This is a genomic window from Enterococcus mundtii (genome assembly GCF_002947535.1).
Lineage (GTDB): Bacteria > Bacillota > Bacilli > Lactobacillales > Enterococcaceae > Enterococcus_B > Enterococcus_B mundtii_B.
Map to the genome: position 1 here is coordinate 1 of NZ_PUAP01000040.1, position 19,817 is coordinate 19,817.

General features: G+C 36.5%; 15 protein-coding genes and 2 pseudogenes. 8 read left to right on the plus strand and 9 right to left on the minus strand.

Annotated elements, in window-relative coordinates; all coding sequences use genetic code 11:
• The first annotated feature begins 77 nt into the window (after positions 1–77).
• From CUS89_RS16420 to CUS89_RS16430, 3 genes are all read left to right on the plus strand, one after another.
• Positions 78–317, plus strand: a complete 240-nt coding sequence (locus CUS89_RS16420) for a transposase (RefSeq protein WP_104872398.1) — start codon at positions 78–80, stop codon at positions 315–317.
• 386 nt (positions 318–703) lie between these two features.
• Positions 704–925: a transposase gene (locus CUS89_RS16425; protein ID WP_258082431.1), complete on the plus strand. Its 222-nt coding sequence runs from the start codon at positions 704–706 to the stop codon at positions 923–925.
• A gap of 49 nt (positions 926–974) precedes the next feature.
• The gene (locus CUS89_RS16430) at positions 975–1,379 is read left to right on the plus strand and encodes a transposase (protein WP_258082430.1); all 405 of its coding nucleotides are present in this window, start codon (positions 975–977) and stop codon (positions 1,377–1,379) included.
• Positions 1,380–1,453: 74 nt separating this feature from the next.
• Here CUS89_RS16430 and CUS89_RS12735 read toward each other — a convergent pair whose 3' ends face one another.
• Positions 1,454–2,932 (minus strand): nucleotide sugar dehydrogenase, encoded by a 1,479-nt coding sequence (locus CUS89_RS12735; protein ID WP_104872401.1) that lies wholly within the window; start codon positions 2,930–2,932, stop codon positions 1,454–1,456.
• 400 nt (positions 2,933–3,332) lie between these two features.
• Positions 3,333–4,034, minus strand: a complete 702-nt coding sequence (locus tag CUS89_RS12740) for a Crp/Fnr family transcriptional regulator (RefSeq protein ID WP_029593981.1) — start codon at positions 4,032–4,034, stop codon at positions 3,333–3,335.
• Between the two features lie 459 nt (positions 4,035–4,493).
• Between CUS89_RS12740 and arcA the strand changes: the two genes are divergently transcribed.
• From arcA to CUS89_RS12765, 5 genes are all read left to right on the plus strand, one after another.
• Positions 4,494–5,723, plus strand: coding sequence for an arginine deiminase (gene arcA / locus CUS89_RS12745; protein ID WP_019722843.1), 1,230 nt, complete (start codon positions 4,494–4,496; stop codon positions 5,721–5,723).
• Between the two features lie 105 nt (positions 5,724–5,828).
• Positions 5,829–6,848 (plus strand): ornithine carbamoyltransferase, encoded by a 1,020-nt coding sequence (gene argF, locus CUS89_RS12750; RefSeq protein ID WP_019722842.1) that lies wholly within the window; start codon positions 5,829–5,831, stop codon positions 6,846–6,848.
• A 113-nt stretch (positions 6,849–6,961) separates the two neighbouring features.
• The gene (gene arcC, locus CUS89_RS12755) at positions 6,962–7,915 is read left to right on the plus strand and encodes a carbamate kinase (RefSeq protein WP_010735176.1); all 954 of its coding nucleotides are present in this window, start codon (positions 6,962–6,964) and stop codon (positions 7,913–7,915) included.
• A gap of 537 nt (positions 7,916–8,452) precedes the next feature.
• Entirely contained in the window at positions 8,453–10,144 is a 1,692-nt protein-coding gene (argS, locus tag CUS89_RS12760; RefSeq protein WP_104872402.1) for an arginine--tRNA ligase, read from the plus strand.
• A gap of 316 nt (positions 10,145–10,460) precedes the next feature.
• Entirely contained in the window at positions 10,461–12,497 is a 2,037-nt protein-coding gene (locus tag CUS89_RS12765) for an EndoU domain-containing protein (protein WP_104872403.1), read from the plus strand.
• Positions 12,498–12,516: 19 nt separating this feature from the next.
• On the opposite strand, the gene CUS89_RS12770 is transcribed toward CUS89_RS12765, so the two are convergent.
• The 7 genes and pseudogenes from CUS89_RS12770 to CUS89_RS12800 all read right to left on the minus strand — a co-directional run bounded on the left by CUS89_RS12770 (position 12,517) and on the right by CUS89_RS12800 (position 19,725).
• Positions 12,517–13,500, minus strand: a complete 984-nt coding sequence (locus CUS89_RS12770; RefSeq protein WP_104872404.1) for a hypothetical protein — start codon at positions 13,498–13,500, stop codon at positions 12,517–12,519.
• 45 nt (positions 13,501–13,545) lie between these two features.
• Positions 13,546–14,529: pseudogene (locus CUS89_RS12775) on the minus strand (hypothetical protein).
• 45 nt (positions 14,530–14,574) lie between these two features.
• On the minus strand, positions 14,575–15,555 hold the full coding sequence (locus tag CUS89_RS12780) for a hypothetical protein (protein ID WP_104872405.1): 981 nt from the start codon (positions 15,553–15,555) through the stop codon (positions 14,575–14,577).
• A 130-nt stretch (positions 15,556–15,685) separates the two neighbouring features.
• A pseudogene (locus CUS89_RS12785) lies at positions 15,686–16,686 on the minus strand (hypothetical protein).
• A 40-nt stretch (positions 16,687–16,726) separates the two neighbouring features.
• Positions 16,727–17,710 (minus strand): hypothetical protein, encoded by a 984-nt coding sequence (locus CUS89_RS12790; protein WP_104872406.1) that lies wholly within the window; start codon positions 17,708–17,710, stop codon positions 16,727–16,729.
• A 130-nt stretch (positions 17,711–17,840) separates the two neighbouring features.
• The gene (locus CUS89_RS12795) at positions 17,841–18,839 is read right to left on the minus strand and encodes a hypothetical protein (protein WP_104872407.1); all 999 of its coding nucleotides are present in this window, start codon (positions 18,837–18,839) and stop codon (positions 17,841–17,843) included.
• Between the two features lie 406 nt (positions 18,840–19,245).
• Positions 19,246–19,725 (minus strand): arginine repressor, encoded by a 480-nt coding sequence (locus tag CUS89_RS12800; protein ID WP_104872408.1) that lies wholly within the window; start codon positions 19,723–19,725, stop codon positions 19,246–19,248.
• Positions 19,726–19,817 lie beyond the last annotated feature (92 nt).

The window sequence follows — 19,817 nt, forward strand, 5'->3', positions numbered from 1 at the left end:
AAAAAGATAGAATAAGAGAGATATAAATTGATCGAATTAAGTCGACTAAAACAAACTCATCAAGAAAGGATATCTCCATGGACTATCATACTAAAAAATTCCTCGGTTTAACAGATGAAAATATCATTTTCCCTATAAATTGGCTTTCTGAAAAGAAAGAAGGAGACATTACCTCCCAGGTGATTCATGGAGGTTTAGATTACACTCCGGTTTGTTGTACAAAATGTGGGATTAAAAGCAAAGGTCAAGTAATTAAATATGTACTCTCCAAACCACCATTCGATTATTGCCGATTCATTCAAACAAAACTGCCTTAGGTCCTAAAAAATTCGATTTCTATGCAAAGAGTATTGCGCAACTTTCTCAACTGAACCTTCTTTAGTTGATAGAAATTGTTCGATTTCTGTCGACTTGAAACGAAAAATCATGGCAGAATTAGCGACTAACTCCAGTAGAAAAGACATTGGTATTCAATTTTCTTATCGGATGTAACAACGATTTTATGAATCATAAAGTGGCTGTGAAGAACGTTAAAGTACGTTTTGATTATTTGGTTGCTATTCTTAGTTTTGATGAATTTAAATCAATGAAATCTTGCGTTAGTAAAATGAGTTTTATCTTCATGGATGGATTAACAAATTAAAGTCTTGGTTTTCTTGAAAGTCGTAAACTTGTTTATCTACGTACCTTTATCTATAGCTATATCCGTCAAGTAAGGGGGGATGCTCAATATATTGTCATGGATATAAACGCTCCGTATTTTGAATTAGCGAAAAGTATTTTTTCCCATGTCCAAATTGTCACGGATCGTTTTTATATTATATACTGGGCATTGAATCATTTACGGATTCAAATCATAAATTCTTATCGCAAGAAAGATCGCCTGAAGTACAAACGCTTCAAACGTTTTGGAAGTTGCTTCTAAAGGATTATTCTCTATTAGATAGCTCCCAATCACCATTATGATTAGATCAATGACTGAAAAAGCTATTGTAGATGAACTACCAAACTATGATTTCACGTTGAAGCTGACTTATGACACCCATCTCTATCATTATAATCAAAAGGATACGAACTACTTTTTTGAAGTAGTTAATTACTTAGAGACACAGCTTCCTGAGTGGTTTCGTAAAAAAATCACTTTCTTCAATAAATATAGAAAAGGCATCAAAAATGCTTTCCAAACGCCTTATAGTAACGGTACCTTGGAAGGAACAAACTACAAGATCAAGGTCATTAAACGCGTCGTTTATTGTTACCGTAATTTCCTCTATTTTCGTGACTGTATTTACTTGATTCAGATCTTAGTTTTTCAAGATCAATCCAATACAAAAAAGAAACAATCGAAGCTTCTTCCTCCTTCGATTGTTTCACGATGAAATTTTCTCATTTTTAATTCACCAACAGTACTCGTCGAAGAGCCATAAAAAACCAAGAGTTATTTATGAAATTTTTAGTCTCTCCGAAATAAGTCACGAGTATATACTTTTTCTACTACATCATTAAGACAGCTATCATAACGATTAGCAATTATACTGTCACTAGAACGTTTAAAGTCTTCTAAATTGTTGTTTATTTTTGAACCGAAGAAAGTGGTTCCATCTTCTAGATTTGGCTCATAAATTATAACTTTAGCACCCTTTGCTTTAATCCTTTTCATGACTCCTTGTATAGAAGATTGTCGAAAATTATCGGAATTACTTTTCATGGTTAAGCGATAAACGCCGACAATAACTTCTTTTTCTTTTTCAACATCCCAAATACTATTTGCCCCATACGCTCCCGCTAACTCAAGAACACGTTCTGCAATAAAATCTTTTCTTGTCCGATTACTTTCTACAATTGCACTCATCATATTTTGTGGAACATCATTATAATTTGCAAGGAGTTGTTTTGTATCTTTGGGTAGGCAATATCCCCCGTATCCAAAAGAAGGATTGTTATAATGAGTTCCTATACGAGGATCAAGACAGACACCGTTGATGATTTGTTGTGTATTTAATTGTTTTATTTCAGCATAGGTATCAAGTTCATTGAAATAAGATACTCTAAGCGCTAAATATGTGTTAGCAAATAATTTAACTGCCTCAGCTTCGGCAAATCCCATAAACAATGTGTTAATTTCTTTTTTTATTGCTCCTTCCTGTAGTAAGTTTGCAAAAATACGTGATGCTTTTAATAGATTTCTATCCAATTTATCTGTGCTTACAATAATACGAGAAGGATATAAATTATCGTATAATGCTTTAGACTCACGGAGGAATTCTGGGCTAAAAATGATATTATTTGTGTTATATTTTGAACGTACAAATTCAGTATATCCAACGGGAATAGTCGATTTAATTACCATGACTGCATCTGGATTTACTTTTAATACTGTTTCAATGACAGACTCGACTGCGGATGTAACAAAATAGTTTTTTTTACTATCATAATTGGTTGGGGTAGCAATAACAACATAATCAGCTTTCCTATAAGCGGATTCTCCATCTAGTGTTGCTATTAAGTCCAAATCTTTCTCAGCTAGATACTTCTCCATGTAATCATCCTGAATAGGAGATTTTTTTTTATTAATTAAATTAACTTTTTGTGGGTCGATATCAACAGCAATCACATGGTTTTTCTGTGCAAGTAGGATAGCGATTGAAAGTCCTACATAGCCAGTACCAGCAACTACAATATTCATTGGTTTATGATTTTTTTCTATATGAGTAGTTTGCTCGTTTACAAACAAATCTGAAATATCAAAGTTTAGTACTTCTCCTAAAACTTCTAATTGAGAAATAGATGTTAAATAGTCTAGGGATTCTATACGACTAATAATTGCTCTATTAATCCCTGTTAAATCGGCGAGTTTCTTTTGTGTGATTTTTTTTGTTTTTCTAGCTTCCTTAATTGTTTGAGCTAAAAGTTGCTTTGATAATTTTTTCATATACCCTCCTGTGTTATTAATAGTAACATTTTTTTTAAAATCCAAACAGTTATTGTTTCTATTTTATGCTTAATTATAGTGATTAGTCAAATTTTTGTAATTTAAAATTGCTGAAATATATTTTGTGTTAAATATATTAACAATTTGAAATTCGCTTAGTTTCGATTGTTTTTATGCAAATATTTATGAGACATGTAGTTTTGTCTCAAGAAAAATTATAAAAAAAACTAAAAATACTTTATTTCTTCTAGTATCACAAATAGTTGAGGAGTCATATTAAGGAACTCATTTAAAAAAATTATAAAATATTGGATGAAAATGGGAAGAATAGAAAAAGAAACAAAAAATGTTTACGTTACGCTTAAACATTTTTTGTTTCTTTAGGAATAGAATAAACGCTTTATTCCCGCCACCCCGGCGTCACTGCTTCCTTACAAAACGTGAACCGCTTCTTATCATAATTCACCAAGCCTGAATCTTTCAGCTGTTTGATCACCTGTCCGGCGGTTTCACGAGTGGTGCCGCTATTGACTGCTAGTTCTTTCAACGTGATTGGATAGGGGATCGATATATGACCGTCTTCTGTAGGGATTCCTAATTCTTCTTTTAAAACAAATAGGTTTTGTTTCACTCGGTCAAATGCACTGGAGGTCAAGCCGATTTGAATGCGTAGTTCGTGCATCTGGACGACTTTTCCTAACTTCTGGATCATGTAAATCATTTGATTAGGGTTGTTTTTGACAATTTTTTCATAACAAGCTACAGGAAAATAAAAAGTCTCGATGTCGGTCATGGCTTGTGCTGTATACGTATAAGGTTCTTCTTCAAATATACCAGACATTGGAAAGAGATTATTTGCTGTGACATAATCATAGTAGTAATAAGTAGCACTTTCATCATAACGCTCTAAACGGATCAATCCTTCTGTTAAGACATAGAAACGTTGCCGTTCATCTCCTTCATCAAAAAGTACTTGTCCTTTCTTATATGAACGTAGGACAGTCTGCTCTTTGATTTCTTCAAATTCCTCATCAGTAAAGTGTTCAAAATCAGGTTGATATCTGAGTTTAGAAAAATGATAATCGATTTTATTTACACGCATGAACATCCCTGCTTCCTATTATTCTTTAATTCTATTGTGACTTCTTTTATTTCTTTTGTAAAGCCATAATACATTCCGCGAAAAGCTATATTTTGTAAAAAATCAATTGCGTTTGTTATTATGTATAATTTATACAAAACAAATGAATATAATTTGTTGAACGATCACAAAAGTGTATAAAAAACAAATAATATACATAAAGTAAACGCTAACAACCTTAATTTAAATGGGATTTTAAAATATACAGAAAAATTTTTTTGATGAATAAAAATTTTTTTGATAGAGTTTTCAGTATAAAAAAAAGAGAAATTATTAATAAAAGATGCAAAAATGTGTAATTATTTAATTAAGCTTTAATAATGAGAGATTCTTCTCGTTTTAAATGCGAGAAAAGCATGAAAGTGATTACAAAAGCAGTTTATTCTAAGTATGTAATCAAAACGAAGGAGGCAACACAACATGGATAAACCGATTCACGTTTTCTCTGAGATAGGAAAGTTAAAGACAGTTTTACTAAAACGACCTGGTCAAGAAGTGGAAAATCTAACGCCTGATATTATGGATCGTTTGTTGTTCGACGACATTCCGTATCTACCGATTGCACAAGCTGAGCATGATGAATTTGCAAAAGTGCTTCAAAGTGAAGGTGCTGAAACATTATATTTAGAAAAATTGGCGGCTGAAGCAATCGATGCAGGTAATGTCAAAGAGGAATTTTTAAATAAAATGTTAGATGAATCTTTTATTGCATCTAATGCTGTTAGAGATGGTCTTCATGAGTTCCTTCTATCAATGGAAACTCAAGATATGGTAGATAAGATCATGGCGGGTGTTCGTACAAAAGACATCGATGTTAAATCACGTAGCTTATACGATTTATCATCTGATGATGACTATCCATTCTACATGGACCCAATGCCAAACCTATACTTTACAAGAGACCCTTCCGCATCGATGGGGAATGGGATGACAATCAATAAAATGGCATTTGAAGCACGTCGTCGTGAGTCAATGTTCACTGAATACATTTTGAACCACCACCCACGTTTTGCAAATAAAGGCGTTGACGTATGGTTGGATCGTGAAAATCCAGATCATATCGAAGGTGGGGATGAATTGATCCTTAGTGACACAGTTGTTGCTGTTGGTATCTCACAAAGAACAAATGCAAAAGCGATCGAGCGTTTAGCACGTCACTTATTTGCGAAAAACTCAGGATTTGAAAAAGTCTTGGCAATCAAGATTCCTAATAATCGTGCCATGATGCATTTAGATACAGTATTTACAATGGTTGACCATGATAAATTCACGATCCACCCAGCGATCCAAAGTAAAGAAGGGAAAATGGACGTCTTTACAATTGAACAAGCTGGCGATGATATCAAAATTTCTCATTCAGATGATTTACAAGAGTCATTGAAATCAGTTCTTGGTTTAGATGATCTTGTATTGATCCCAACAGGTAATGGCGATGCGATCGTTGCACCTCGTGAACAATGGAATGATGGCTCAAACACATTAGCAATCGCTCCAGGGGTTGTAGTTACTTACAATCGTAACTATGTATCTAACGAGTTATTGAGAAGCTACGGCATCAAAGTGTTGGAAATCACTTCAAGTGAATTGTCACGCGGTCGTGGCGGCCCTCGTTGCATGAGCCAACCGTTAGTTCGTGAAGATTTAAAATAGTTTATTCCTGATGGCAGTCACTGTCAGCTGCCATCAGATTTCCTCTTAATACCAAGTACACTAGGTACTATCAAATAGAATACAATTTTAAAGGAGAATGTTCATATGAAAGAATCAGTATTTCAAGGAAGAAGTTTATTAGCAGAAAAAGATTTTACAAAGGAAGAGTTACAATATTTGATCGACTTTTCTCAACACTTGAAAGATTTGAAAAAACGTGGCATCCCACATCATTACTTAGAAGGAAAAAACATTGCATTACTATTTGAAAAAACATCAACACGTACTCGTGCAGCATTTACAACTGCGGCAATCGATCTTGGTGCGCATCCTGAATACTTAGGTGCGAATGACATCCAATTAGGTAAAAAAGAATCAACTGAAGATACAGCTAAAGTATTAGGTAGCATGTTTGACGGAATCGAATTCCGTGGTTTCAGCCAACAAATGGTAGAAGAATTAGCAGAATTCTCAGGTGTTCCTGTATGGAATGGTTTAACTGACGAATGGCACCCAACTCAAATGATCGCTGACTTCTTAACGATCCAAGAAAACTTCGGTACAGTAGAAGGCATCACAGTTGCTTATTGTGGCGATGGACGTAACAACATGGCTAACTCATTGTTAGTAACAGGTGCGATCTTAGGAACAAATATGCGTATCGTTGCACCAAAAGAATTACAACCTGAAGAAGAAATCGTGAAAATGGCTGAAGAGTTTGCAGCGAAATCAGGTGCACAATTAATGATCACTGACGATGTTGCTAAAGGGGTAGACGGAGCAGACGTTCTTTACTCAGACGTTTGGGTATCAATGGGTGAAGAAGATAAATTCGAAGAACGTATCAAATTATTGAAACCTTACCAAATCAATATGGATATGATCGAAAAAACAAACAATACAGATCGTTTGATCTTCTTACACTGCTTACCAGCATTCCATGATACGAAGACAGTTTACGGTGAACAAATGAAAGAACGCTTCGGCATCACTGAAATGGAAGTAACAGACGAAGTATTCCGCAGTAAATATGCACGTCAATTTGAGCAAGCAGAAAACCGTATGCACTCAATTAAAGCAATCATGGCAGCAACACTAGGGAACTTATTCATTCCTCGTGTGTAACAACTAACAAGTAAATAATCAAAACGAGTCAGCGTGAGGGTCGTTCAAAAAGAACGCTGGCTTGTTTTGTCATCGGTAAAATTCAGAATGTTCTGGAAAAAGGGGAGATAAACATGGCAAATAGAAAAGTAGTCGTTGCATTAGGCGGAAACGCAATTTTATCAACAGATGCAAGTGCAAAAGCACAACAAGATGCATTGATGGAAACAGCAAAATACTTAGTGAAATTTATTGAACAAGGAGATGAATTGATCATCTCTCATGGTAATGGTCCTCAAGTTGGGAACTTATTGATCCAACAACAAGCGGCTGATTCAGAAAAAACACCGGCAATGCCATTAGATACATGTGTGGCGATGACGGAAGGTTCAATTGGCTATTGGTTGCAAAATGCGATGGGTGAAGTGTTGAAGGAAAAAGGAATCGATAAAGATGTCGTTTCTTTAGTGACACAAGTCATTGTTGATGAAAATGATCCATCGTTCAAAAATCCGAGCAAACCAGTTGGACCGTTCTATACAGAAGAAGAAGCGAACGATCAGATGAAAGCAGACTCTTCCGTAACATTCAAAGAAGATGCAGGCCGTGGTTGGCGTAAGGTCGTTGCCTCACCAAAACCAATCTCAATCAAAGAAGCTCGTGTGATCCAAACATTAGTGGAACAAGGCGTGATCACCATTTCTGTAGGTGGTGGCGGTATTCCAGTTGTGGAAACTGCAACAGGTCTTGAAGGAAAAGAAGCCGTGATCGACAAAGATTTTGCTTCTGAAAAATTAGCAGAGATCATCGGAGCAGATCTGCTGATCGTGTTGACGGGTGTCGATAATGTCTATGTGAATTATCAAAAACCTGATCAAAAGAAACTAGAAACAGTTGGTGTCTCAGAAATGAAACAATACATTGCTGAAAACCAATTTGCTCCAGGAAGCATGTTGCCAAAAGTGGAAGCAGCGATTGCCTTTGTTGAGGCTCGTCCTACTGGGAAAGCAATTATTACTTCCTTAGAAAATATTGAGAATCTGTTAGCTTCAGAAGAAGGAACGATCATTGTTGCTGATGAAGCGTAAGAAACTTTTTATCGTTTTACCATGACCATGTATATAAGATGTCCAGTTGGTTTTTAATCTCCTTTAGACCTCCTGGACATTTTAGGTTGTGAGAAAAGCGCTTTGACCTGTGCGATAAGCTAGAAAATCAGAAAAAAGCTTCTCATATTTTTTGATTTTTCAGCTTATTGTTGAAGGTCAACTTTTCGAACACCGTTTATTTATGAAGAAAACTCTAGCCAGTCGATTGGATATCTGCTATAATTCAAATCAAGATAAATAAGAGCAATGTTTGCTGAACAAGAGAGTAATTGGTGTCATTTCGTTCAAAGCGAGTCTGGGTAGAGTGGAAGCCGGACGAACAAATCCCAATGAAGCGCACTTGGAGAACTCTGTCTTTGACAGACGGTCGTCTACCGATATCAGATCGAGCAGGTCCTTTTTTAGGACAATTGGAGTGGTACCGCGGGAATTCTCGTCTCTAGTAAATTCATGGAAAGTATGGATTTGCTAGAGATTTTTTTATTTTACAGCAAACAATATGTAGGAGGAAAATAAATGAATAACAAAGATGTTGTTGCAAAAGCACTATATGAAGTAGTACAAGATGACTTGACGTTGGAGCAAGTCGCACAATTACTTGAAAATCCAAAATCAGCGGACCATGGAGATGTCGCATTTCCAACGTTCTCTTTAGCAAAAATCTTCCGCAAAGCACCACAACAGATCGCAACAGAGCTAGCAGAAAAAATCGATCCAACGAACTTTGAAAAAATCGAAGTTGTAGGCCCATATCTTAATTTCTTTATGAACAAAGAAATGATTAGCAAACAGGTGTTAGCTACAGTAGTTAAAGAAAAAGAACATTATGGTGATAGCACGATCGGTAACCAAGGAAGCGTGCCTATCGATATGTCTTCACCAAACATTGCAAAACCAATTTCAATGGGTCACTTACGTTCGACAGTGATCGGAAACTCGATTGGCTTTATCATGGAAAAATTAGGTTACCAACCAGTACGTATCAACCATTTAGGAGACTGGGGAACACAATTTGGGAAACTGATCGTTGCCTACAAAAAATGGGGATCTGCTGAATCTGTAAAAGCTGAACCGATCAATGAATTATTGCGTCTATATGTCCAATTCCACGAAGAAGCTGAAACACAACCTGAATTGAATGATGAAGCTCGTTCTTGGTTCAAACGTCTAGAAGAAGGCGACGAAGAAGCGATGGAATTATGGCAGTGGTTCCGTGACGAATCAATGAAAGAATTCAACAAGATCTATGACTTGTTAGAAGTTCGTTTTGATTCATTGAACGGGGAAGCTTTCTATAATGACAAGATGGATGAAATCGTCGAATTACTAGAAGAAAAACATCTCTTACAAGAAGACAAAGGCGCAGAAATCGTTGACTTATCTGCTTATGATCTGAATCCTGCCTTGATCAAAAAATCAGATGGTGCGACACTTTATATTACGCGTGATCTGGCAGCTGCACTGTACCGTAAGCGTACGTATGATTTCAGTCAATCACTATACGTCGTAGGTAATGAACAAAGTTATCACTTCAAACAATTGAAAGCTGTCTTGAAAGAACTAGGCTTTGACTGGTCAGATGATATGCACCACATCCCATTTGGTTTGATCACACAAGGTGGTAAAAAGCTATCAACACGTAAAGGAAAGATCGTTTTACTAGAAGAAGTATTGAATGAAGCAATCGACTCAGCAAAACAACAAATCAGTGAAAAGAATCCTGATTTGGAAAACAAAGATGTCATCGCAAAACAAGTGGGTGTCGGTGCCGTTATTTTCCATGATTTGAAAAATGATCGTTTGAATACGTTCGACTTCAACCTAGAAGAAGTTGTTCGTTTTGAAGGGGAAACAGGTCCTTATGTCCAATATACGCATGCTCGGGCGATGAGTTTATTAGACAAAGCAGGTTTTGTTCCTTCTGAAGATCAAGCTTATGCGTTGAATGACGAAAATAGTTGGGAAGTCGTGAAGCTTGTACAGAAATATCCTGAAACAGTGCTTCAAGCGGGTGAAAAATATGAGCCATCGATCATTGCAAAACATGCGATCAAATTGGCACAAGCGTTCAACAAATACTACGCACATACAAAAATTTTAGTGGATGATGAGCAAAAAGAAGCGCGCTTAGCGTTAGTTTATGCGGTAACTGTTTTACTAAAAGAAGACTTACGTCTATTAGGATTACATGCACCAGATAAAATGTAAAAAGTTATGTATCAGTCAATAATCCATTGCATATTTACAATTGAATTGATTTTTATCTAGAAGGTTCTCTTTTAGAAACGAGCCAAGTCGGGATTTGAAAAAATCCCGGCTTTTTTGACGTATTTTTGGTACGGCATACATTTTCATAGTTGTTTTATGTTGAATTGTACATACAAAAATTTTTATGAATAAATAATTGAATTTCCTTTTCTTATTTTAGAAAAAGTCGTTTCATGAGAATCTTCACTTTTTGTTAAGCGCTTTCTTTTATTGCGATATACTCTCGGTGTAAATAAAAAAGAAAAGGAGTGGAAAAATGAAAGTGAAAAAGAAATGGTTCTCGTTGTTGATGGTTGTGATGTTGTTGTCGTCGGTTTTCCAACCGACACTCTTAGCCTTTGCGAGTGATCGATCCTTCAAAGAAGCAACCTCGCGTCCAGCTGTTGAGATTGATTTAAGTGGCACTTCGCCAGCAAAAGATGAAAAAACATGGAACGAATGGGTAAAACTCCGAGGATTTACGGATACCCTGACTGCCGAACATAACGTATTTGATAATTTAGTTCTAGCGGATTATTTAGACATGATGGAAGGGCCAAGTACGTTACCCCTCAGTGCACGGTTTGCTCGTTCGAAAATTGCACCGATCATCCAAGCTACCGCCTTTGCTGAATTTACCCGACCCTACTTAAAAGAATCGTCCAAAGAGATGGCTGTAAGTCAGTTATATCGGGTGACCTCCACCAATATCTTAAGACAATCGATCAGTTTACTTGGTGACGCCATTGATGCGCCCGAAGATCCGATTGAGATTTATCCAACCACTAAAATCGAGTTGGCTAGTTGGATTTCAGTCCAAAACCAGTTTCTCGAATACATAGAAACGACCCCAGACTTATCTGGATATGAGATGCGAACTGGGACAGATGGTGTGAGCAGATTGTTCGTGCCGAAAAGCACAAACAATCAAAGTCTGTTAGTTTATCCAGATACTTCACTGAATGAATACTTACCGGGAAATGAAAAATTACCTCCGCGGATCGGCGCCCTGAAACAAATCAATTTTTCTCCATATAATGGTCCAGGAACACCCTATGTCAATGTGACCATGAGCTATACCGCCTATGACCATCGTCAACAATTATATACACAATATGATGTTCGTGGCATCACGATTCCCATGGAGACGGACTTTGATACATTTTTAGCAGAAATCGCCACACCTGAACAAGCTTTGGAACTGGTCAAAGAATATTCTTCGGTCCAATTCGGGGCAGTAGACCTAACAGATGTCGATTCCGTCAATGAAGTCGGAAAAGAAATCACCCGTCAGATGATCGATGAGCGGGATGCGCTGATTGATCAATTGCCTGATACGTTTCAGACTAATCTATTCCGGATCGTAGCGAAAGCCAATGATAAAGAAGTTGTCATTAATCGGGAAGGTGAATTTGTGTATCGGGGAACGCAAGAAATTGTTCCCTTAGACCAAATCGACATCGGTTTTAACCAAGAAGTCATCTATACGATCCGCAAAGTGCAAAGCTTTTTCGGTATCTATTGTAACTACTATGCGTTAGCCGATGGCTTGTTTGATGAAGAACGCACGAATGCCTTACCAAGGAGTCTAGATGAAACCACCATTGCAGCGATTTCTGAAGTCGGTGGCAATGTATTGAAGAATTTACCAAATTACGAAAATACCGACTGGGTCATCAAACAGTCCCAAATCCAGCTCGAAAAAACAGACATCTTATTGATCATTATGTGCTTACCGTTGTCTGAAATGTTTTCTGTCTTACGAGCAGTTGAATCCGAAGAAGTCTTCGTAACAGCGATCGAAGTCGAAGAAGCTGAAGCCACCCGCGTGCTGGAAGCCGAGAAAGCTCTGATTACCAAGGGTTGTCCAAATGAAGCCTTGGTGGAAAGATTACCAACCACTGAATTTTATAACCGCAAGTCGTTGCGTCATGTGGCAGGAGAGGTGAGACCGGGGAAAAGTGGCAACCCTGAAATCACAGGTGCTCATTCAAGGCATCCTGATTTTTATAGTCCAGACAGTGGAGTGGTTTATAAGCCGAAAGGAACAGTGGTGGAAGGGCAACCTTATAACGCTGAAATAACTTATCCAGGTACATTGGACGTCAAAAAATCTACAGTATTCCCAGATAATTGGGATGCTCAAAAAATCACGAGTGAGGTAGAGCAAATTGTAAAAAAACAGGTTCCGAATATACCGGGTGGACATAAGTTTAGGGGGGAAAGTACAGAAGGTTTTGTGATAGAAGGGCATGCGAATGTTAAAGCAAATGGAAAAATTACGGTTGCGACAGCGTATCCGATTATAAAATAATAAAGATGGTGGTGCTTAGTTATTCTAAGCACCACATTTTCTTATATTTTTTAATTTCTTTTTGGAACTCTCCAGCATTATAATAATCACGCCAATAATATAAATTATTCAATTGATATTTGTGAACATGTTTTATAACAGTAGCATCAAGTTCATTACTTAGTCCAAGATGAACGAAACTAGGTATGCCACCAGTAAGAATTTTTCCTTGGTAACCAGTTCCAAAGCTATAGGGAGTAAAACTGTACAAAATAGTATCACCATAATAGATTTGATACTCTGAATCAGATAAGTCACGTATAGGATCATTAGGTTCATCTTCTTCTGGATCATAAGAATATTCAGCTAAAAAACGACCAATCTTTGGGCCAAAGTCAATGTATGAATTACCATGAATAAGAGATAAGAGCACATCTAGTTTGTTGAGCTGTGTTTCTAAGTATTCTGTATTCTTTTCTACAGCAACCAAAGGTCGATGCTTGGGGTCAGTAAAACTAATTGGTGAACTAACGAGTTCTCCTGGTCCGATGAATTGTGATGGACGATTATAAGGTTTTAACCTTTCCTGTTCCAATTGTTTTTCTGGAAATAAGTCATTCCAATAGAACAGGTTAAGTACTTGATATTCATGAATGACTTTTAAGATAGCTTGGTCAATCACTTTTACTGCTTGTCTAGAAGAATCTGAAGCCCCACTCGGTTTTCTATAATATTCGTAAATTTGTTCATCGTAAGGCGTAAACCAGTAAAGAGGATAGCCTCTATATCTAAGTAGATACTCCGAATACACAAAATGTTCCATCGGATGATTTGCCACGCGAGGATCCCAGTAAATCGACGAAAGTTGTGGAAAGACCTCCGGACCATAATCAATAAAGTTATCATTATGTATCAAGGTCAAGTCTGGATCGATTGCTTGAAATTTTTGGGTCAGTTCTTCTGTCGTTTTTCGAATCTCTGCTTGTGGTCGACGATTGGGATCGACAAAGGGGAAGAAGGTCATAGTTACTATCCTTTCTGTTCAAGATTTTATTTTTTGAATAAACTGTTAAAATAAAGTCCACCATTCTTTATCTTCACGTATTTTACTTTGAAATTGTTCTGGGGTATAGGTTTCCCGCCAGTAGTATTTGTTGTAAAGCATATATTTTCTCATAATCACATTGATCGCATCAACTAGCTTCTTGCTTAGTCCAAGGTAGGTAACATTCGGTATTCCCCCATTAAAGTAATCGCCATGAAATCCAGTCCCACTACAATAAGGAGAGAGAGAGAAAAGTAATGTTTTATTAAAATAAATGTCGTACTCGTAACGAGATAAATCACGTCTAGGATCATCTGGCTCGTCTTCCTCTGGATCGTAAGGGCACTCCGTAAGAAAATGACCGATATCTGGACCAAAATCAATATATGATTTATCATGAATCACGGTTAATCGAGAATCTAATTGATCTAACTGAGTTTCTAGAAATTCCGTATTCTTTTCTACAGCAGCTAAAGGTCGATGCTTGGGGTCAGTGAAACTAATTGGTGAACTAATTAATTCGCCAGGTCCAATAGATTGCGATACTCTCTTGTAGGGTTTTAACTTCTCCTGTTCCAATTGTTTTTCAGTAAATATATCTTTCCAATAGAGAAGGTTATGCACTTGATAGTCATGAATGATTCTTAGGATAGTCTGTTCAATCATTTTTAAAGTTTTTCTTCACGAGCCTGCATTCCCTCCAGGGCTTCTATAATATTCGTAAATTTTTTCATCATAAGGCGTAAACCAGTAAAGAGGGTAACCTCCATATCTAAGCAGATACTCCGAATACACAAAATGTTCCATTGGGTGATCTGGCACACGAGGGTCCCAATAAATTTTCGATAACTTTGGAAAGACCTCTGGACCGTAATCAATAAAGTTATCATTATGTATCAAGGTCAAATCTGGATCGATTGCTTGAAATTTTTGGGTCAGTTCTTCTGTCATTTTTCGAATCTTGGCTTGTGGACGACGGTTGGGATCGACAAAGGGAAAGAAGGTCATAGTTACTATCCTTTCTGTTCAAGATTTTATTTTTTGAATAAACTGTTAAAATAAAGTCCACCATTCTTTATCTTCACGTATTTTGTGCTGAAATTGTTCTGGCGTATAGGTTTCACGCCAATAGTATTTGTTGTAAAGCATATATTTTCTCATAATCACTTCAATCGCATCATCTAACACCTTATTTAGCCCCAGATACTTAACATTAGTAATTCCACCATTAAAGAAGTCGCCATGAAAACACGTTCCTATACTATAAGGAGAGAGACTGTAAATAGGTATCTGGTTAAAATAAATATTATATTCATAATTAGATATGGTAGCAATTGGATCATCAGGCTCATCTTGTTCAGAGTCATAAGGCGCATCAGCTAATAAATGACCAATTTCTGGTCCAAAATCAATAAATGAATCATCGTGAGTAAGAGTTAAGTGAAAATCTAACTGTCTCAGCTGTGTCTCTAGAAATTCAGTATTTTTTTTAACAGCTGCTAAAGGTCGGTACTTTGGATCACTGAAATCAAATGGGGAGTTCCATATATTTGTGTCTCCGATTATTTGTTGATTTTGTTTATATAGGGCCAAAGCATGTTGTGCGAATTGTTTTTGTGAAAACAAATCTTTCCAATAAAGAAGATTATGAACTTGATAATCTCGAATGACTTCAAGAATTGCATCATTAATGCTACTTACTTTTTTTTGCAAATTTTTTTCATGACTATCTGGTAATCGTGATTTATCAATAATCACACCATAAGGGGTAACCCAATAAGCAGTATAGAATTTTCCTTTTAAACGATACTCCGAATACACAAAATGTTCCATCGGGTGATCTGGCACACGAGGGTCCCAATAAATCGACGAAAGTTGTGGAAAGACCTCCGGACCATAATCAATAAAGTTATCATTGTGGATCAAGGTCAAGTCTGGATCGATTGCTTGAAATTTTTGGGTCAGTTCTTCTGTCATTTTTCGAATCTTGGCTTGTGGTCGACGGTTGGAATCGACAAAGGGGAAGAAGGTCATAGTTACTATCCTTTCTGTTCAAAATTTTTATTTGAATCATAACACGTTGGAAAAGTAGAAGAGAGAATTATTATTTCGGGAAAGTCGGAGTAAAAAGAGAATTTGAGTGAAGCGTTAACAAACATCTAAGTTAGACAGACCTATCCAGTCTCCATGTCTCTCTGTCTTTATATTCATTGATTTTTTTTTGAAACATTTCAGGTGTATACACAGTACGCCAATAATATAAATTGTTCTGTTGATATTGATAGATGATAGCTAAAATTGAATTATTCAATTGTTCGCTTAAACCAAGGTAGTCCGTATTAAACATCCATTCGTTATAAAAATCCCCATGTATTCCATAGCTTAATTGATAAGGGGAGCAACCAAATAAAGAAATACCGCCGTAACTAATTGTATACTCTTCATTAGACAAATAACGTCTAGGATCATCTGGCTCGTCTTCCTCTGGATCGTAAGGGCACTCCGCAAGAAAATGGCCAATATCCGGACCAAAATCAATATAAGAATCATCATGAACTACAGTTAATCGAGAATCTAAGTGATCTAATTGAGTTTCCAAAAATTCGGTATTCTTTTTTAAAGCAGCTAAAGTTCGATGCTTAGGGTCAATAAAACTAAATGGTGAACTAATGATTTTACCTAGTCCAACGAATTCTGATACTCTCTTGTGGGGTTTTAATCTTTCCTGTTCCAATTGTTTTTCTGTAAATAAGTCTTTTTCCAGTAGAGGATGTTATGTACTTGATAATCATGAATGACTTTAAGGACGTTAGAATCAATTACATCTAAAGCTTCTCTCCAAGGATCTGACTCTCCCGCAGGTTTCTTATAAGATTTATAAATCCGTTCCCCATAAGGAGTAAACCAGTAAAAGGGATAATTCCTATATTTTAGCTGATATTCTGAATACACAAAATGTTCCATTGGGTGATCTGGCACACGAGGGTCCCAATAAATTTTCGATAACTTTGGAAAGACCTCTGGACCGTAATCAATAAAGTTATCATTATGTATCAAGGTCAAATCTGGATCGATTGCTTGAAATTTTTGGGTCAGTTCTTCTGTCATTTTTCGAATCTTGGCTTGTGGACGACGGTTGGGATCGACAAAGGGAAAGAAGGTCATAGTTACTATCCTTTCTGTTCAAGAATCATAAGAAGTTGAATTAATTCAACTTCCATGTCTTTTTATAGTTACGCACTATTTCTTGGAAATCTTCATAGGAATAATTGTTGCGCCAGTAATATTTGTTATAAAGCATATATTTCCTCATAATCACTTCGATCGCATCATCTAGCTCCTTACTAAGTCCAAGGTACGTAACGTTGGCAATCCCCCCATTGAAGAAGTCGCCATGAAAACTAGTTCCTATACTATAAGGAGAAAGTCCGTAAATGGGTGTCTCATTAAAATAAATGTGGTAATCATAATGAGATAAGTAACGAATAGGATCATCTGGCTCGTCTTCTTCAGGATCATAAGGACATTCCGCAAGAAAATGGCCGATATCCGGGCCAAAATCAATATAAGAATCATCATGAATCACCGTTAATCGAGAATCTAAGTGATCTAATTGAGTTTCCAGAAATTCGGTATTCTTTTCCACAGCAGCCAAAGGTCGGTGCTTGGGGTCAGTGAAACTAATCGGCGAACTAACGAGTTCTCCTGGTCCGATGAATTGTGATGGACGATTATAAGGTTTTAACCTTTCCTGTTCCAATTGTTTTTCTGTAAATAAGTCATTCCAATAGAACAGGTTATGCACTTGATATTCATGAATGACTTTTAAGATAGCTTGGTCAATCACTTTTACTGCTTGTCTAGAAGAATCTGAAGCCCCGCTCGGTTTTCTATAATATTCGTAAATTTTTTCATCATAAGGCGTAAACCAGTAAAGAGGGTAACCTCCATATCTAAGCAGATACTCCGAATACACAAAATGTTCCATTGGGTGATTTGGCACACGAGGATCCCAATAAATTTTCGATAGCTTTGGAAAGACCTCTGGACCGTAATCAATAAAGTTATCATTATGTGTCAAAGTCAAATCTGGATCGATTGCATGAAATTTTTGAGTCAGTTCTTCTGTCATTTTTTTGATCTCTGCTTGTGGTCGACGGTTGGAATCGACAAAGGGGAAGAAGGTCATAGTTACTATCCTTTCTGTTCAAAATTTTTATTTGAATCATAACACGTTGGAAAAGTAGAAGAGAGAATTATTATTTCGGGAAAGTCGGAGTAAAAAGAGAATTTGAGTGAAGCGTTAACAAACATCTAAGTTAGACAGACCTATCCAGTCTCCATGTCTCCCTGTCTTTATATTCATTGATTTCTTTTTGAAACATTTCAGGTGTATACACATTACGCCAATAATATAAATTGTTCTGTTGATATTGATAAATGATAGCTAAAATTGAATTATTCAATTGTTCGCTTAAACTAAGGTAATCCGTGTTAAACATCCATTCGTTATAAAAATCCCCATGTATTCCATAGCCTAATTGGTAAGGGGAACAAACGAATAAAGAAATACCGCCGTAACTAATTGTATACTCTTCATTAGACAAATAACGTCTAGGATCATTAGGTTCATCTTCTTCAGGATCATAAGGAAATTCAGCGAAAAAGAAGCCAACTTCTGGATCAAAATCAATATATGAGTCATCACGAATCACAGATAATCGAGAATCTAATTGATTTAACTGAGTTTCTAGAAATTCCGTATTCTGTTCGACAGCCGCCAAAGGTCGATGCTTGGGGTCAGTGAAACTAATCGGCGAACTAACGAGTTCTCCTGGTCCAATGAATTGTGATGGTCGATTATAAGGTTTTAACCTTTCCTGTTCCAATTGTTTTTCTGTAAATAAGTCTTTCCAATAGAACAGGTTATGTACTTGATAATCATGGATGACTTTTAAGATAGCTCGGTCAATCACTTTTACTGCTTGTCTAGAAGAATCTGAAGCCCCGCTCGGTTTTCTATAATATTCGTAAATTTGTTCATCGTAAGGCGTAAACCAATAAAGAGGATAACCTCTATATCTAAGCAGATACTCCGAATACACAAAATGTTCCATCGGATGATTCAGCACACGAGGATCCCAATAAATCGACGAAAGTTGTGGAAAGATTTCTGGACCATAATCAATAAAGTTATCATTGTGGATCAAGGTCAAGTCTGGATCGATTGCTTGAAATTTTTGGGTCAGTTCTTCTGTCATTTTTCGAATCTTAGCTTGTGGTCGACGGTTGGGATCGACAAAGGGGAAGAAGGTCATAATCGTTTTTCCTTTCTATGCTATAAAAGTTTTTTAAATTAAAGTGTGACATGTAAATAAGGAGTGTGGGGGACTGTTTTTTCGTCAATCAGAAAAAAATGGGGATTTATAATGAAACAAGCAATATCTGCCTAATTCAAAGTTAAATAAGCTTTATATTATTTTTAGCGCTTGTTGTGATTCTCAATGATATTTGTATTTATTCTACTAGTGGAAAACATTACTATTGTTGTTTCTATGAGGCAATTGAGTACGAGGTATATTGGAACTATCGTAGTAACGGAAGGTTAAGTCAACTTGAGAGAGGTTCATGGTTCTTCTCCAGTATTGATTTAAATAAAAAAAGATGCTGGCAAATTTCACCAACATCAAAAAATATATATACAATTACTATCTGTTATGGCATTTAAAAAATTGTTGCTGTAGTGGGATGATGCAAGAAGTTTTCAACTAATTGCGCATCTTCATCATCTTTCGAAATAATGATCGTTGTATCAAAACCAGCAATCGTACTAACGATATGAGGTGGTTTGATCTCATCTAGCACAGCAGCGAACAATGGCGCGTTGTCTGGTAAAGTATGGACGATAGTCAAAAAATGAACTCGTTCCACTTTTAACACGATATCTTCAATCATTTGGATCAAACGTTTTTCATCTTCGCTTTTTGATTCAGCTGTTTCCTTTTCTTTGAACAGGACAAAATGGGAAACACCATTCTCATCAGGCGCTTTGACGATTTTTAAGTCACGTATATCTCTTGAGATCGTTGCTTGGGTAGCAGATACACCCATTTCGGTCAGCTTAGCTAACATTTCATCTTGTGTACGGATCGTATAATCTTCAATGATTTGTTTAATCAACAAGTGTCGCTCATTTTTTCGCATTTTAGTTCTCCTTTAACGAAACTTTTCACAAGTATCATAACAAAAAAACGTTGAATTGCCCACCTTTATTTTCCAGTTGCCTGTTTATTTTT

Bases quoted from the DNA above. Each gene is read 5' to 3' on its own strand.
- CUS89_RS12770 (WP_104872404.1), bottom strand. From the start codon at position 13,500: ATGACCTTCTTCCCCTTTGTCGATCCCAATCGTCGACCACAAGCAGAG.
- CUS89_RS12735 (WP_104872401.1), bottom strand. From the start codon at position 2,932: ATGAAAAAATTATCAAAGCAACTTTTAGCTCAAACAATTAAGGAAGCT.
- CUS89_RS16430 (WP_258082430.1), top strand. From the start codon at position 975: ATGACTGAAAAAGCTATTGTAGATGAACTACCAAACTATGATTTCACG.
- CUS89_RS12780 (WP_104872405.1), bottom strand. From the start codon at position 15,555: ATGACCTTCTTCCCCTTTGTCGATTCCAACCGTCGACCACAAGCCAAG.
- CUS89_RS12795 (WP_104872407.1), bottom strand. From the start codon at position 18,839: ATGACCTTCTTCCCCTTTGTCGATCCCAACCGTCGACCACAAGCTAAG.
- arcA (WP_019722843.1), top strand. From the start codon at position 4,494: ATGGATAAACCGATTCACGTTTTCTCTGAGATAGGAAAGTTAAAGACA.
- CUS89_RS12765 (WP_104872403.1), top strand. From the start codon at position 10,461: ATGAAAGTGAAAAAGAAATGGTTCTCGTTGTTGATGGTTGTGATGTTG.
- CUS89_RS12790 (WP_104872406.1), bottom strand. From the start codon at position 17,710: ATGACCTTCTTCCCCTTTGTCGATTCCAACCGTCGACCACAAGCAGAG.
- argS (WP_104872402.1), top strand. From the start codon at position 8,453: ATGAATAACAAAGATGTTGTTGCAAAAGCACTATATGAAGTAGTACAA.
- CUS89_RS12800 (WP_104872408.1), bottom strand. From the start codon at position 19,725: ATGCGAAAAAATGAGCGACACTTGTTGATTAAACAAATCATTGAAGAT.
- argF (WP_019722842.1), top strand. From the start codon at position 5,829: ATGAAAGAATCAGTATTTCAAGGAAGAAGTTTATTAGCAGAAAAAGAT.
- CUS89_RS12740 (WP_029593981.1), bottom strand. From the start codon at position 4,034: ATGCGTGTAAATAAAATCGATTATCATTTTTCTAAACTCAGATATCAA.
- CUS89_RS16420 (WP_104872398.1), top strand. From the start codon at position 78: ATGGACTATCATACTAAAAAATTCCTCGGTTTAACAGATGAAAATATC.
- arcC (WP_010735176.1), top strand. From the start codon at position 6,962: ATGGCAAATAGAAAAGTAGTCGTTGCATTAGGCGGAAACGCAATTTTA.